Origin of the sequence: Kitasatospora sp. GAS204B (assembly GCF_029892155.1) — a bacterium.
Taxonomy (GTDB): Bacteria; Actinomycetota; Actinomycetes; order Streptomycetales; family Streptomycetaceae; genus Kitasatospora.
This window is the reverse complement of sequence record NZ_JARZAG010000004.1, coordinates 237,694-253,531: the sequence shown is the minus strand read 5'-3', so window position 1 is coordinate 253,531 and position 15,838 is coordinate 237,694. Positions and strand designations below refer to the sequence as shown.

Annotated in this window: 9 protein-coding genes; 1 reads left to right on the top strand and 8 read right to left on the bottom strand. The window is 65.8% G+C overall.

What is annotated here, in order from left to right; all coding sequences use genetic code 11:
• Nucleotides 1-7 precede the first annotated feature (7 nt).
• Nucleotides 8-334 (top strand): hypothetical protein, encoded by a 327-nt coding sequence (locus tag P3T41_RS08035; protein ID WP_280688899.1) that lies wholly within the window; start codon nucleotides 8-10, stop codon nucleotides 332-334.
• A 34-nt stretch (nucleotides 335-368) separates the two neighbouring features.
• Here the strand turns inward: P3T41_RS08035 and P3T41_RS08030 are convergent, their stop codons facing one another.
• The 8 genes from P3T41_RS08030 to P3T41_RS07995 all read right to left on the bottom strand — a co-directional run bounded on the left by P3T41_RS08030 (nucleotide 369) and on the right by P3T41_RS07995 (nucleotide 15,676).
• Nucleotides 369-1,190 carry a hypothetical protein gene (locus P3T41_RS08030; protein ID WP_280688898.1) on the bottom strand — a complete coding sequence of 274 codons (822 nt, stop codon included), beginning with the start codon at nucleotides 1,188-1,190 and terminating at the stop codon, nucleotides 369-371.
• Between the two features lie 907 nt (nucleotides 1,191-2,097).
• Complete coding sequence (locus tag P3T41_RS08025; protein ID WP_280688897.1) at nucleotides 2,098-2,472, bottom strand: hypothetical protein; 375 nt, start codon at nucleotides 2,470-2,472, stop codon at nucleotides 2,098-2,100.
• Between the two features lie 317 nt (nucleotides 2,473-2,789).
• Nucleotides 2,790-3,341 carry a hypothetical protein gene (locus P3T41_RS08020; RefSeq protein ID WP_280688896.1) on the bottom strand — a complete coding sequence of 184 codons (552 nt, stop codon included), beginning with the start codon at nucleotides 3,339-3,341 and terminating at the stop codon, nucleotides 2,790-2,792.
• On the bottom strand, nucleotides 3,328-5,523 hold the full coding sequence (locus P3T41_RS08015; protein WP_280688895.1) for a polymorphic toxin-type HINT domain-containing protein: 2,196 nt from the start codon (nucleotides 5,521-5,523) through the stop codon (nucleotides 3,328-3,330). Before P3T41_RS08015 ends, P3T41_RS08020 begins: the two co-directional genes overlap by 14 nt.
• 235 nt (nucleotides 5,524-5,758) lie before the next feature.
• Nucleotides 5,759-5,974 carry a hypothetical protein gene (locus P3T41_RS08010; protein WP_280688894.1) on the bottom strand — a complete coding sequence of 72 codons (216 nt, stop codon included), beginning with the start codon at nucleotides 5,972-5,974 and terminating at the stop codon, nucleotides 5,759-5,761.
• Between the two features lie 106 nt (nucleotides 5,975-6,080).
• A complete protein-coding gene (locus P3T41_RS08005) occupies nucleotides 6,081-8,117 on the bottom strand; it encodes an RHS repeat-associated core domain-containing protein (RefSeq protein WP_280688893.1) in 2,037 nt (678 codons plus the stop codon).
• 94 nt (nucleotides 8,118-8,211) lie between these two features.
• Nucleotides 8,212-8,955, bottom strand: a complete 744-nt coding sequence (locus tag P3T41_RS08000; protein WP_280688892.1) for a hypothetical protein — start codon at nucleotides 8,953-8,955, stop codon at nucleotides 8,212-8,214.
• Nucleotides 8,948-15,676, bottom strand: coding sequence for an RHS repeat-associated core domain-containing protein (locus tag P3T41_RS07995; RefSeq protein WP_280688891.1), 6,729 nt, complete (start codon nucleotides 15,674-15,676; stop codon nucleotides 8,948-8,950). The genes P3T41_RS08000 and P3T41_RS07995 overlap by 8 nt, the downstream gene beginning before the upstream one ends.
• Nucleotides 15,677-15,838: the final 162 nt, after the last annotated feature.

Sequence of the window (15,838 nt, the reverse complement as noted above, 5' to 3'; positions counted from 1 at the left end):
ACCGACCGTGATGCCGCTCGGCGCCGCCGCCCCCGTCCGCGCGCCGCGGCGGCTCGTCTGGCAGGTGGTCCACTTCGACCTCTACCAGCACGTGGTGCGCGAGCCGTTGAGCCATTGCCACACGGCGGGGGCGGTGCCTGCCGTGGGGCAGGGGTCGCGGCGCTGGGCGGCGGGGACCGGCGTGCTCGCCGGCGTTCGGGCGCGGCGGGCGGGGGAGGCGGTGGTGATCGCGGTGCTTCTGGTGGTGGCGGCGGCGGGGGTGCTGGCGTACGACGTGTCGGTGCTGCATGCCGACTTTGTTTCGGGGATGCTGGCGCCGTACGCGTGTGACTGACGTAGCGTCATCACGCGGCAACCCTGCGCGGTGCTCAGCCGGTAGACCTCGGACTCCGGCCAAGGCTGCGGTTCGGGCGAGCCTCGACCTCGTAACGGACCAGCTGCCGTCCGGCCCACCAGGCGACATCCACCCCGTCGAAGGCCTCAGCTGCTTCGGCGACCAACAGGTCACCGAAAGCCTCCAGTTCCCGAACTGAAGCGTGCCACTCGGGTACAAGGACGGCCGCTTGGAAGCTGAGCTCATCAGCGCGGAGCGCAAGGGACTCCGTCACCTCATCGGCCGCAGCATCAGTAGAGACGAGATAACGCCCGGGCTGCTCCGCCTCGATGGCCACGGTGGCCCCAGTAGCACGGATCGCACGGTCGACCAGCTCGACCGCGGAGAACTTCTCGGCATCCGGCAGCTGTCGACTGGCCAACCACACCGCGACCTCGGGCCCCGGCGACTCGGCCAGCTCAACTGCGTAGCTGTACGCACCGTCGAAGTCGAGATTGAACGCTGTCTCCAGGCCACGCCATTCGGCACGCAACTTGACGACGGCGGACCGGCAGAAGGCCCGCAGCGCGCCGATGCTGTCATCACTGTCCGGAGCCGTCCGGTCGATGCCGACATGAACGAAACAGTCGTACTCACGCTCCGCTGGCCAGTCACCACCAGCGCCGACCGCCGGACCCAAGCGGTCACCGCGGGCCGTGCTCAGCCGAAGGCTGAACCGGGATCCGTCAACACCGTCAACAGATTGCCAGGCCACCGATGTCGGATCCAACGGAAGCCCCAAAACCTTGGCAATCTCAGCCGCAGTCAGGGCAGGCCCGGTGTATCGCCTGACCAGGATGGCCGCGTCACTCGACATGGCTCAGCATCCCCAACCGTCGCACTTCCGCTGACCACCGACCCTGCCGGTCATAGCCCATCCACCAGAATCTCCTCCGACAGCATAGACGACGTACTCGCTGAAATCCGGATTGCTGCTATTCGGGAAGCTGTTCAAGCTGGCCTTCAGGGCCTGCCCGCCCCAGGCCCGCAAGCCGAAACGGTCCGCCGGGCAAGCCCGGCGGACCGTCACGAAAGGTCGACGCTAGGACGGCGGGGCGACCGCATCGGGGCCACTCCACGCAAGAATCCCGCGCTCAGGACGTGTTAGATGTTCCCACACACGAATTCGCAGCGCCTGCAATACCCCATAGCGTCGGCTCTCGGTGAGTTCATCAAGAAAATCCTTGCATCTTCCCAGGAGATCGAGACTGGTTTCCGCAGGGTTCAGAGCCGGCCGGAGAATATCCCAATAGAAGGCCTCAGGCAAAACCGTGTACATACCGAGGGACCGAGGGCTCCGCCCCAAGTCCTCTGCTGATGCACGCTCAGCCATGTCCAGTCGCCCCAGGAGCACACATGCCTCGGGGAGATGGACTTCGAGCGAGCCTCTGACGAAGTCGTCATCGAAGAGGTGCGACATCTTTTCCTCCTTGACATCAAAAACTACACCAGGAGCCAGACCTCACAATAATTCTTTCGACAAGATGACGAATCCCACTCATGCGGGATGGCATATCCGGAAACCTCACCAAGCTCACTGCAGGCTTACGGCGCCGCCTAACAGGAAGTTAACTATATAGCCCACAAGGGGGCATGGGCAGGGCGAGGGCTCATGTCCAAAAACCCGCAACCGCTCGAAGCACCTAGCGAACCGACATGCAAGTAGCGCCTGCCATGGCAAAGCGGTATTTGACCCACCCCATCCTCGCCCGAGAAGTAGTAAATTATGATGCCTGGCGAATCGATCTTATCCAACGAAATTTCGAAGAATCTCCCATTGCCAATGCCACCGATACAGCCATTAAAATTAAACCGATTGCCGCCAGCAATTGCCATCCCGCATGCGAGGCCACATCAGATTCAATATCACCGAATGGCTGACTGCAATTTCTCATTGATGTCCCGAGCTGCCCCAGAAATCCGTCAGCCGAATTCCCTGGAGCCTTGAAGGTCAGATAAAAACTTCCGCCGCCCGGATCTCCAACCGTCTTAAAATGTAGACTTGTCGCTGCGGGCGGGAACGTAATTGCGTCTTGCTGAGATGCATCGCCAAGCGAGAGACCGGAGGACCCTTCATAAGCACGCGCATCGCTTGACACGCCGCCATCATGCCTAGGTGCGTCTGTATCATACCCGCAACCGGCAACAGTCAGCACTGACGTAAAAATTCAAGTGGATCCACATCGCCGACAAGGGCACTCGCCCGAGAGTCCACGGAGCGGAGCCCCTGGCCGCCGTCAATGCCGAACTCAACGGCCGCCCACGCGAAACGCTCGGCTGGGAAACCCCAGCCGAGCGCCTGCATAAACTGCTCGCGGCCTGATCAAATCGACTACGTGTTGCAACGATTCCTAGAAACCACCGCCTTTCAACGGAGCTTCCGACTAGATCTCGCTAATTCCAGACAGCAGAGGCCCTAGGGCAACAGGTCGCGAATTTCGAGCCATCGAAGAACGTTGTCCCGAAGTTCACCGTCGCTAACATGCGGGATCAGCACCGCGACTGCACTGATAACTTTCTTAACCTTCCGGAGCGCCAGTATCTCTGAGCGCGGCAATGACCTCCAGTCATCCAGAGCCTGCAGCACGACCTCGTACGGCAGTTCAATCGACGCCAAACAGTCGCTCGCCAATTGATCAGGGTCTAGAATGCTGCGAATGTCATTGCCTGCATCACGACCGTATCGCGACGCCAGGTAGGAAATGCGAATCAGTCCATCCGTTCTAGCCACGACATGCTGCGCCATGGCCCCTTCAGTTGAGCGCATAGCCAGGAGCGCATACTTCAATTCATCGGGGCTAGCCGGGGCGGCGTCATAAAGACCACTCAGTGCGATCGTAGTGACGGCTTCCCACCAGTAGTGGCGCTCACCAACTACGGATGGCTGACCTGCGACCAACCAGCGGCGCTGTGAATCGCCATCCATCTCCAGGAGATCGTGGATCTTTTCAGCATCAAGGGGCAACACGTTCCACGCTCCCTGGATCGAATTCAATTCCAGCCTCGCGGAAATTTTGTATCCCAATATCGAGACTACAGTTGCAGGGCATATAGTGACCGCTGTTATTCGATATTCGGAGCCCGAAGTGGAACCCATCCCCACCGGCAACATCGGCTTCACCGGCAGCCAGAACTGGCTGACCGCGAGTTAGAACACTGTGAGGAATCTCCTCGCCAGCCACAGTCTTCGGCATCACTACCAATTTTCCATCGCTGCCCACTACCCACTTGATATCACCGGAGTTGATCGCTTCGTCAAAGCCAGGCTGGCCAGGCCTCACCGGCTTCACGCCCAGCGAATCCGCACGCCCAAGCTCACTCTGAAGATTATATTGTCCGTTTCTGTCGTTCAGGAAAGGCGCGTCGTTTCCACCACAGTTGTGCACGAGGACCGGCGTGGCCCCTGCCAGCACATAGTACGTATGGACCTGATCGACCGTCAGGTTGTAGGTCGTCGTTGGGGGAGTCTGGTAGTTGCGAATGGCCTGGACGACAACGGTGGATCCGTCTGCGGCCAGCAGCTGGTCACCCTGATGGAGGTCGGCAGCATCGGTCCACCGCTGGGTCGTGAGGTCCCAGTATGGGTGATGCTGAGTTGAAGCGATTGTGGTGATGCGGGGCGGAGTACTCGACGCGGCAAGCTTCGGGGTAATGAGCAGGGTGAGGTCAGTGAAGTCCTGGTCGCCCGGGGTGACAATGTATTGCGTGATCGGCTGTGCGGTGGTGAGGCCGGTCTGCGGGTCAGTGGCGGCTACTTGGTCGCCAGCCAGCTTGTCGATGGCCTTGGTTGCACCGTTTGCCAGCAGTACGGGCGTCCCTGGGAGGAAGCTGTTGCAACCTCCGCTGCTGATCGCTGCCGGATCGTCGCCGGAGGTAGCGTAGCTGTCACCCAGCGCGGCAAACAAGAACGACCCGGAGGCAAAGTTGGCGCTGTCGGTGTCGACGCCGTTTCTCTGGGCCCAGTTGTAATAGCTGTCCATCGGGTGCGGTATTGGGTCGTCCTGGGAGTCGCCCACCCAGAGGACCTTGTGAATCGCGGCTCCGAAGGACCACGGGATTGTTCCCACGCCGAACAGGAAGTCCTTGAAGTTACCCGCGCCGCCGTTGTCGCTCTTCTTGTTCTTTCCGCTGCTGCTGGGGGCAGTCTGTGCGTATTTGCCGAACCCATCGGGCGCGAGAATCTGAGGCTCGGGAACGTTGGGGTAGTAGTTGGGGTCGTTCAGGACCGCATTGACGTCGCATCCGGTGCCACAGCCACCCCCCTGAACATTCGAGAGCTTGCCGGTGGGGTCGCTACTGTTGACGGGGCTGTTGTTGCTGTAGGCGTAGCCGTTCCACTGCTGGGGGTCGGCGGGGTTGAGGAGCGGGTCCGTGCTGAGGAACCGACCCGTGCTCGGCTGGTACTCCCGCGCTCCGAGGTTGGTGAACCCGGTGGCCTGGTCCTGGGTACCGCCGACGAAGCCCTTGTCGCCGGCCCAGGTGCTGGGCTGGTTGCCTCGAGGGTTACCGAACGGGTCGGTCGGGCGGCGGCTCTCGGCGAGGGTGGTGCCGTCGAGGGCGAGGGTGTTGGTGCCGTGCGGGTTGGCGATCTGGAAGGTGGAGGTGCCGCCCTGGCGGACCAGGGTGATGCCGCCGGGGATCGTGTAGTAGCGCACGCCGGTGAGGGTCTTGGCGTTCGAGTCGTAGACGAGTTCGTCGTTGCCGAGGGTGATGGTGGTCTTGCCGGGATCGCGGCGGACGAGCTGGTTGCCGGACGCGTCGTAGGTGTAAGTGGTCGCGCCGGCGCCGCTGGTCTTGCTGTAGGAGGTGAGCTTGTCCTCGCCGTCCCAGGTGAGGGTCGCGGTGCCGGTCGGGTCGGTGATGGAGGTGGTGTTGCCGGCCGCGTCGTACTGCATGCTGCCCGAGCTGGGCCCGCTGGGTGCGGTGGTGGTGGCGCCGAGCAGCGCGTGCGGGCCACCGGTGCCGCCGCCCGTGTTCTGGGCTGTGGTGGGGGTGTTGAGGGTTCCCGGGGTCGGGAAGGTCTGGGTGACCGCGGTGTCCTGGAGGGTGTTGCCGGACGGGTCGTGCTGGACGAGCTGGGTGCGGTTGCCGGTCAGGTCGTAGCCGTAGCTCTGCCAGTACGCCGCCAGTCCGCCCACGGTGGTGCGCAACGGGGCCTGCGCGCCGCCGGTGGGTCTTCAACTGGTCCAGTGCGGTCTCGATCTCCCCCTGCTCGTGTCAGCGAGAGCGGTGAGTACGCTCCCGGTTCGGTGCTGTGGGTATCGACCTCGACCTGCTGGCGGGGCCAGCGGAGGTGCTCTCTATGGTCCGGCGCCTGGGAGTGAGCAACTGGCAGTGTCCCGGCGGAACGGGTTCCGCCGGGACACCAGGTCAAGCCAAGCTGCCTCAGATGAGCGGTATTTCAGCCCATCGCAGGAAGGCGTAGACCGCGACCGGAAGCGATACGAGGAATGCGGCGGCAATCCCGATCGCGCGGGCCTTAGATCGCGCATAGATCCGGGCCAGCCTCCCCCCGGCCCACACGGCCAGCATGGGGGAAGCGAGCAACAGGATGAATGCGGCCGCCACGAAAAGGAACGACAGCAACTGGGCAATTTCCAAGGATCATCACCTTCTGCACTTCGCCGACCACTCTGCAGCTTACCGAGTGGTCGCGGCCACGTCGGCGCCGGGTGTCAGCGGGGCCGTACTGATCGAGGACTGCGAACTACTGGAACTGGTCCCAGTTGCCGCCGATGAGGTCGGCCCAGTCACCCGGGGATGTCCAGTCAATCTGCGGCTTGGACGGCGCTACCCCGAGCTCGGTGCGCAGGTTGTGCGCCATGTCCTTCCAGGTTGTGTGGATGAACCCGGCGTCCTTCCCAGCCGAAACCAGCGCCGAGTTGCTCCGGGCCTCCCCGTGCTGGGTCAGGTAGAGCTCGTTGTGCTCATCGCTCAGCGAGAACCGAATGGTCGACCCAGCCCTGTCGAAGTAGCGGTCAGACTCCACGATGAAGGTGAAACTCGTGGGCGTATCGAGTACCACCTCAACAGTTCCGTCCCCCTTGAACATGGCTGGCCCCGGATGCAGCTCGCAATGCGAACCGTCGTAGAACGAGCTGCAACCACTGACCGGGAAGGGGAAGATCTGAGCGGGCGACTGCAGGAACATAGACATCACGTCGATCGGCAGCCCCGCCTTCGCGACCGGTCCGATGTCCTCCTTGTAGGTGTACGTGTAGTCGGGCTTCACCGAGTGCGGCGTGCAGTCATGCAGGCAGGTGGGATGCTCCTCCTGCGCCTTCTTGTACGAGGCGGCCTGCTCCTGGAGGTCCTGCTGAATCTGCTGCGGGTGTGCGGCGTAGTTGTCCTCCATGGCCCTTGCCATGCCGAAGCTGAGACCGGTGATGTCGTCGTGGACCCTGTAACCAGTCGGGTCGGACGCGTCCGTCGGCTTGTTGTCACCGTAGGAGTAGCCGTTCCACTGTTGGGGGTCAGTAGGGGCAAGGAGGGGATCCGCGTTGAGGAAGCGCCCCGTGGCAGGTTGGTATTCGCGGGCGCCGAGGTTGGTCAGGCCGGTGGCCTGGTCCTGGGTACCGCCGACGAAGCCCTTGTCGCCGGCCCAGGTGCTGGGCTGGGTACCGCGGGGATTGCCGAACGGGTCGGTGGGGCGGCGGGTCTCGGTGAGGGTGGTGCCGTCGAGGGCGAGGGTGTTGGTGCCGTGGGGGTCGGCGATCTGGAAGGTGGAGGTGCCGCCCTGGCGGACCAGGGTGACGCCGCCGGGGATCGTGTAGTAGCGCACCCCGGTGAGGGTCTTGGCGTTCGAGTCGTAGACGAGTTCGTCGTTGCCGAGGGTGACGGTGGTCCTGCCGGGGTCGCGGCGGACGAGCTGGTTGCCGGACGCGTCGTAGGTGTAGGTGGTGGGTCCAGCGGTGCCGGTCTTGGCGTAGGAGGTGAGCTTGTCCTCGCCGTCCCAGGTGAGGGTCGCGGTGCCGGTCGGGTCGGTGATGGAGGTGGTGTTGCCGACCGCGTCGTACTGCATGCCGGCCGAGCTGTTCCCGCTCGGTCCAGCGGTGCTGGAGCCGAGCAGCGCGTGCGGGCCGCCGGTGCCGCCGCCCGTGTTCTGGGCTGTGGTGGGGGTGTTGAGGGTTCCCGGGGTCGGGAAGGTCTGCGTGACCGTGGTGTCCTGGGCGGTGTTGCCGGACGGGTCGTGCTGGACGAGCTGGGTGCGGTTGCCGGTCAGGTCGTAGCCGTAGCTCTGCCAGTACGCCGCCAGTCCGCCCACGGTGGTGCGCAACGGGGCCTGGGCGCCGCTGGTGGGGCTGGAGTTGGCGCAGGAGCCCTGCCCGCCGACCGAGGGCTGGGCGGCCTGGGTCAGGGTGCCGGTGTCGCTCCACGCCGTGGTCAGCCGGCCGAGGTAGTCGTAGCTGAAGCACTGCAGGTCAGTGGAGGACGGGACGTTGTCCGGGATGCTGCGGACCCCGGTGACCTGGCCGGAAGGGTTGTAGGCGTAGGTGGTCTGCTGGACCGCGCCGGTGGCCGCGGTCTGCTTGTCGACGAACTGCTGCAGCGCACGGCCGGTGGACTCGTCGTAGGTGTTGGTCACCACGATCTGGGTGCCCCACGGGTTGACCGTGGAGCGGATGGGGTGACCGTAGGCGTCCCAGTCCGAAGACAGGTCGTAGGTGGAACCGCCGAACGCGCCGAAGGTGCTCAGCTCACCGTTGACATCGTAGTCGGCAACTATGTCGTAGTTCTGTGCCATGCCAGCTGCAGTTACTCCCATTCCGGCTGAACCTCACTGGCCCGGCCTGGCACTCGAGAAGGCCCAGCGGGAACAGATCCACTGGGCCTTCTGCTCAGGCATGTACGGAGTCGATCAGGTGGATGAAGACAAGGCCCAGCGCAGCCAGGAACGCGGCAGCAACGGTGGTGGCTCCGAGCGCCCCTAGCACGCCCAGCGGCCTGGTTCGTGCGGGCTTCGGGCGCCTCATCGCGAAGGCGAGCAGCGGGCTCGGCTCGAGCCAAAGGTACGAGAAGAAACCGAACCCAGTCAGGAGGCAGATCCAAAGCCAGCCCGCTCCCGCATCCCTGCGCCTTCCGGCCCCCAGCAGGATGTGGCTGATGATCAGCAGCCCCGTGGCATAGGCCCCGACAGAGAGCAGCGACCAACCGAGGACACTCGGATACAGCACCGAGACGAACACGCTCAGACCGCCGAATCCGTGGCTCGCGTCGAACGTCTGGAACCTGACCGTGGCACCGCTCCCGACTGTTGCCTGATTGATGACCTGTTCGAACGCGTCGATGGCTCCGGCGGAACCCGGATTCCCGTACGCGAATCGGTAGGTCTCCGCCTTGTGATCGAGCACTCCCGTCGACCACTCGGCGAACACCTGCGAGCCGTCAGTGTCCAGCCGGACCACAGATGTGCGGTGCGACCGGAGGTCGTCGACGAGCATCGAGTTTTCACTGTGCACCGGGAACAGACTGACCAGCACAGCCAGGTAGCCGGCTACCAGGACGAGCAGCGCGGCCCATCGGACGGGCTTTGCGAACATCCGGTCGATGAAGCGCGGGCTGCTCACGCTCCGGTCACTCATGGAGAGCTCCGGCCCAGTAGAACTCCTGCCTGACGCTTGCCCCGGCGCCGGACGTGGTGTTCGGCAAGGCGTGCGTCAGAGAGGCGATCCCGGTGTCATTGTAGGCGGCGAATGCCACGGTGAAGGAACGAGTCTTCGGCGATTCATTGATTACTTGGTATACCACGTCATAACCACCCAGGAAGGCTTCCGGTGTAGGAGTTCCGTGTTTCCCGTCCGTGCCCATTCCGAGCATGTCCTTGGGGAAGTTCTTCAGCTTCTCGGGCAGGTTCGCCCCGTCCACGTAGTCGTTCTGCCCACCCAACTCGGACAGGGGGACCGCGTAGCCACCCGCCCTGATCTGCGCGGCCAGATTGCTGAGGATCTCCTGACTGTGTTCACTCGCGGCGATCTGCTGGGTCAGTGGGCTACCCCCGTCGAACGAGATGTCCGCACCGTCCTTCCCCATCGCCCAGAGCTTCAGCAGGTCCTGCCAGGTCAGCTGGGGCGAGGTTCCGGCCAGCTGGTTGCAGGCCGCAATTGTCCCAGACGTCACCGAGGCGCCTGCCTGGCAGGGCCGGGTGTTGCCGCCGAGAGTCAGTATGTACTTCTGCAGCTCGGTGGCGAGGGCCTGGTGAACCCCAGTCTCCTGGGAGTCGTCCTTCCAGTGCCCGTGATGGACAAGGGAGTTCAGAGCGCCCTGGCAACTGTCGTCGCAGCCGCCCTGGTCGCTCTTGGCATTTCCGGTGGTGCTGGGAGCAGGCTTGAAAGGGCTGTTGTCAGGCTCGGGAACGTTTGGGTAGTAGTTGGGGTCGTTCAGGACCGCATTGACGTCGCATCCGGTGCCACAGCCACCCCCCTGAACATTCGAGAGCTTGCCGGTGGGGTCGCTACTGTTGACGGGGCTGTTGTTGCTGTAGGCGTAGCCGTTCCACTGCTGGGGGTCGGCGGGGTTGAAGATGGGGTCCGTACTAAGGAACCGACCTGTGCTCGGCTGGTATTCGCGGGCGCCGAGGTTGGTCAGGCCGGTGGCCTGGTCCTGGGTACCGCCGACGAAGCCCTTGTCGCCGGCCCAGGTGCTGGGCTGGGTACCGCGGGGATTGCCGAACGGGTCGGTGGGGCGGCGGGTCTCGGTGAGGGTGGTGCCGTCGAGGGCGAGGGTGTTGGTGCCGTGGGGGTCGGCGATCTGGAAGGTGGAGGTGCCGCCCTGGCGGACCAGGGTGACGCCGCCGGGGATCGTGTAGTAGCGCACCCCGGTGAGGGTCTTGGCGTTCGAGTCGTAGACGAGTTCGTCGTTGCCGAGGGTGACGGTGGTCCTGCCGGGGTCGCGGCGGACGAGCTGGTTGCCGGACGCGTCGTAGGTGTAGGTGGTGGGTCCAGCGGTGCCGGTCTTGCTGTAGGAGGCGAGCTTATCCTCGCCGTTCCAGCTGAGGGTCGCGGTGCCGGTCGGGTCGGTGATGGAGGTGGTGTTGCCGACCGCGTCGTACTGCATGCCAGCCGAGCTGTTCCCGCTCGGTCCAGCGGTGGTGGCGCCGAGCAGCGCGTGCGGGCCGCCCGTACCGCCGCCCGTGTTCTGGGCTGTGGTGGGGGTGTTGAGGGTTCCCGGGGTCGGGAAGGTCTGGGTGACCGTGGTGTCCTGTGCGGTGTTGCCGGACGGGTCGTGCTGGACGAGCTGGGTGCGGTTGCCGGTCAGGTCGTAGCCATAGCTCTGCCAGTACGCCGCCAGTCCGCCCACGGTGGTGCGCAACGGGGCCTGCGCGCCGCTCGTTGGGCTGGAGTTGGCGCACGAGCCCTGTCCGCCGACCGAGGGCTGGGGGGCTTGGGTGAGGGTGCCGGTATCGCTCCACGCCGTGGTCAGCCGGCCGAGGTAGTCGTAGCCGAAGCACTGCAGGTCGGTGGAGGACGGGACGTTGTCCGGGATGCTGCGGACCCCGGTGACCTGACCGGAGGCGTTGTACGCGTAGGTGGTCTGCTGGACCGCGCCGGTGGCGGCGGTCTGCTTGTCGACGAACTGCTGCAGCGGGCGCCCGGTGGACTCGTCGAAGGTGTTGGTCACCACGATCTGGGTGCCCCACGGGTTGACCGTGGCGCGGATGGGATGCCCGTAGGCATCCCAGTTCGAGGACACGTCGTAGGTGGCACCGCCGTACGCGCCGAAGCTGGTCAGCTCACCGTTGACCTCATAGGTGTAGGCGATGGTCTCGGCCGGGATGTCGCCGACCGCCGAGCGGTTGTCGTCCTTCAACGCTCCGGTGATCGGATCGTAGAGGGCCTGGTAGGTGTAGGTGAACGGGGTCGAGCCCTGGCCGATGTCGGCGCCCGGGATCGTGGTGGTGGTCTGGGTGGGGTGGTAGGCGGTGTCGTAGGACAGCACCGAGGTGGTGTAGGCGTTGCCAGAGGCCCCGTTCACGTACCGGGTCGAGGTGCTCGGCTGGCCCTTGACCACCGTGTCGTAGGTGAAACCGGTCAGCTGGTTGGCGGGCGACGCCGAACCCTGATAGGAGCCGGTCTTACGACCGAGCAGGTCGTAGGTGTACGCGATGGTCTGGTTGCGGGCATCGGTGGTGGTGGCCACACGACCGGCCGGGTCGTAGGTCGTGGCGGTGGTCCCGGTGTCCGGGTCGACCGAGTTGACCTCACGGTCCTTCAGATCGTAGGTGTGGCTCCAGGAGTTGCCGGCGGCGTCCTTCTGGGTCGCCTGCTGGCCGTCGGCCGTGTAGGTGTACGAGGTCACATCGGCGTCGGCCGGGTTCCCAGTAGCAGTGGGGGTCTTGTACTGCCAGAGCTGGGCGGTGTGGCCGCGGGCGTCGGTGACGGTGGAGGTCGGCGTGCTGCCGGCCGGCGGTGTCACGTCCGTGCGGTCCGCGCCCGGATAGGCCGTGGTGGTGGTGTTCTGGACCACGCCGTAGGCGACGAACTGCTGGGTCAGCGGACGGCCGAGGCCGTCGTACACCGTGTAGGTCTGACCCGGGACCTGCTGGGTGGTGGTCTGGTACAGAGTGGTGCTGGGCGGGGTGTCGTTGTTGTACCAGGTGTTGTTGGAGCGGATGACCCGCCCTTGCGAGTCGTAGGCGGTGTCGGTGATCAACCGGCCGTTGTTGTAGGCGGAGATCGCCGGGGTGGACTGGGTCTGGATGCTACGACCCTCACCGTCCATGATCGCGATGCTGACGTTGTACGACCCGTCCGCGCGCAAGGTGGAGCTAGTGACAGTCGGGGGGACGGCCGCGTTGTTGACCACGCCGGGCACCGTGTAGGCGAAGGTCTTGCTGGCGCTACTGGTGGTGGCGCGGCCAGGCAGCCAGACTCCGGTCACCCGGCCGAGCTGGTCGTAGGCCTCGGTGGTGACGCGGCCGTTGGGATCGGTCACCGCGAGCGGCAGGGAGCGCGCCGGGTCATACGTGGTGGTCGTGGCGCGGCCCGTCGCGGCGTCGCTCGCACCGGCCGGGGCCGGCGTGGTGACCGTCTCACTGTTCGGCAGCTCACCTGCGGCGGCGGCCGAGTAGCTGGTGGTGACGGTGGCGCCGTTCGGGTGGGCGCCGTCAGTGGAGTTGGGGTCCGTCGCGCTGGTGATGCGGCCGTAGCTGTCGTAGGTGGCGTTGGCCACCGTGAACTGCGGGTTGCCGCTGGCGTCGAAGTGGTCGGCTGTCAGGGTGCTGGTCGGATCGTGCGCCGTGCCGAGCTGGCCGAAGGACAGGCCGTCGTAGGTGATCCGCTTCCACGCGGTGGTGTTGGCCGCGGTGGCGGTGGTGGTGGCGCTGCAGGTGCTCGCGCCATTGACGGTGATCGTCTCGTCGGGGAGCGCCGAGACCTGCGGGTCGGAGCCTGCGGCGTAGTTGGTGCGGGTGCAGATGTCCGGCAGGCCGTCCGCGCTGTTCAGCGAGGTGATGGTCCGGTTGCCGTAAGCCGAGTCAGTCTTGGTGGTCGTGCTGGTGGCCCGCCAGGTACCGTCCGCCTTCAGCGACTTGGTCATGGAGGCCGTGGTGGTGGCCGCGTAGCGGGCGATCAGGGCGGGCAGGCTGCCCTGACTGTGGGTGGCGGTGGCGACCGGACCGCTGCTGGTGTTGACCGTGTACCCGGTGATGCTGCCGCCGGCCTGGGTGTAGGTGTCGGATTCCAGGGTCTGGCCGGAGAGCCAGTCGGAATCGGTGACCGGACCACTCATCGGACCGGCCGCCGAGACACTGCGGGCGTTCTTGTTGGCGAGCAGGTCGCCGTCCATGCCTTGGTAGTACGTGGTCGTCTTCTGCGACTGGGGGCCGTCGTTGCCGCTGCCGGAGACTGCGGTGACGGAGGCGTAGCCGCGGAACTGGTCCCAGGTACGCGCGTTGTCGGGGGTGAGCGGGGAGTCGTTGCGGTGCCAGGCGGCCTTGCCGTAGCTGTAGGTCGTGGTCATCGGCGCCGAGCCCGGCGTGCCCGGGTTGACCGTGATGCTGGCAACGGGGTAGCGCTGGAACCAGTCGTCAACCGGAGTCGCGCCCGCGACCGAGCCCGGCGGGTTCCACTTGACGTTGTAACAGGACATCGTGTCGCTGTCGGCCGAGGCCGGCATCACGTTGTTGACCCGGGAGCAGGTGGGCTGGTTGGTGGTGCCGGTGGCGCCGGCGCTGGCGTAGGTGACGCCGATGGTGGCGCCGGTCTCGGTGGTGATCAGCTGGATGCGGGGGCGGTTGTAGAGCGGCGGTGCGGGGAGCAGGTTCGTGCCGTCGACGCGGTTGGGCAGCAGCTCCGAGGTGAAGGACACAAGGGGCAGCGGGACGGAGATCCCAGGGGCCTGGGCGTCCTGGCCGGTGCGAAGAACGCTGGCCAGCCACGGCACCTGGGTGTTCTCGGTGGCGTTCTGCACCTGGAGGAACACGTGGTTCAGCGCGTAGGAGTCCACCGGCTGGTAGCTGCCGTTGATCTTGACCTGGGTGGCGATCGAGGCCAGCCACTTGGTGGTCCAGAAAGTGGGGCCGTAGTTGGTGCAGTTGTCGCCCTGTGCGCACTGCTGGTCGAGCGGGACGTCAGGCCAGTTCGCCGCGTTCGCGGACGTGCGCTGCGAGGGGTCACAGGCTGCGGTGGACGTGACGCAGCGTTCGGTGGAGTTGAACACGATCTTCGCGGCCGGCTGGTAGCCGCCGTTGTTGTTCAGCTGGTCGGACAGCAGCTGGCCGTAGCCGATGGAGGCGAGCACGCCGCCGCGCGTGTAGGAGCTGTTCGAGCCGGTGCCGTTGTTCTGGCCGCCACCCCGGGCGTAGAAGTTCGCCTCGGGGGTGTAACTGTAGGTGGTCAGGTTGCTGTGCGAGTCGACGACGTAGTCCAGGTTCCAGCGCCACGCGCTCTGGCACCACGATGCCTGGCTCTTAGCCGGGTCGTAGCACGGGTCGCCGGAGTTCGGCGAGTAGACCGGAAGCGTCCAGGCCGAGCCGCTGTCGGCGCCCAGGGTGGTCGGGTTGCCGTTCGCGTCGGGCAGGTGGTTGAGGCCAAAGTAGTAGACCGTGCCGCTGGTGTCGGTCACCTTGATGTAGGAGCCGTTCCAGGTGCCGTTGGTGGCGCCGGTGAGGAACTGGACCTTGGTGCCGTCGTCACCCTTGATCCGCCAGGTGCAGTTGGACTGCTCGGTGGCTGCCGGCGCGTTGGCCTGGCAGGAGGGGTCGTCGGGGACCAGCTGCCCGGAGTGGCCGCCAAGGGACAGGGTGAGGTTCGCCCCTGCCCAGCACTCGTCGCCCGAGGTCGTGATCCCGTCCTTCGAGCACGGCTGGTAGGAGCGCTCCACGAAGCCAGGGGTGTAGTCCCAGCCGTCGCCGATCCAGGACGCCTGCGAGTTCGTCGAGGAGGTCTTCCCGTCCACCGAGGACGAATCGTAGGACAGCTGCACCGTCGGAGCGGAACCGCCCAGCGCCGGCGGGGCCTGCACCGGGTAGGAGTAGGTGAATGAGCCCGAGGAGCCACCGCCCGTCCACGCCTGGGACGGGTTCAGCGAAGTCGCCGAGTACGTGCCTGTACCACTGGAGGATCCGGAGACCACCCCGACCGTGGTCGAGGATGGGGATGAGGACGAGGCGGCGCTGTTGAGTGCCATGCTGCGCGGTTGCGCCGCACCGCCGTTGGCGGCGGGCAACGTCACATCAGCGGTGATCTTCTTCGAGGCTGGGTCGTACTGCGAAGCCAGCGGCGTCTGCTTCTGACACCCGGCCGCCTGAGGATCCGTCACAGCGCAGCCGGGCAGCAGGACCAGGTGCGCGCGCTCCGCCCAGTTCGCGCCGAACGCGGAATCCAGACCCGACGCGTCGATCCCGACCTGGACCGCGCCCGGATCGCCCTGGCCCGACCGGGTCAGCGTCACCGCCAGCCCCGATATACCGGCCTTGGCAGTCGACTTCGGGTCCGCGACATCGACCTGGACGCTCTGCCCAGCGACCGAGGAGCCCGCGACCGGCGCGAGTGTGACCGGCAGACCTGACGCGGCCGTCTCGCCACCGGCGGCCGGGGCCGCGGCCGCGGCCGGCGCCTGCGGCGCGGGACCCGAGCCGAGCTGCACCGACGCCTGGCCGCTGGGGATCGGATGCGCGGACTTCGGTGGCTGCCACACCGGCGGCACCGGGTGCGCCGGCTTCGCCGCGGGAACTGCAGCGGCCTTGTGACCCTTGACCGACGCCGTCTTCGACAACGCCGTGCCCGGCGACCACACCCGCGAGTAGTCCGGCCCTGCCGCCACCGCGACCGACACCGGCGCCACCAGCGAACCCAGCAGAGCCACTGCGGCGACCGCGGCAACGCGGCTTCTGGAGCCGCCACGTGGTCGGTCCCGCCGTCGATCAACTCGTTGCCACAGGCCACCAACAGGACGCAACGCGAACACCGTTCCCCCCACCGACCCGGCACGACCGGGTCACCCTCCCGACACAAACCAGGCGCAGCG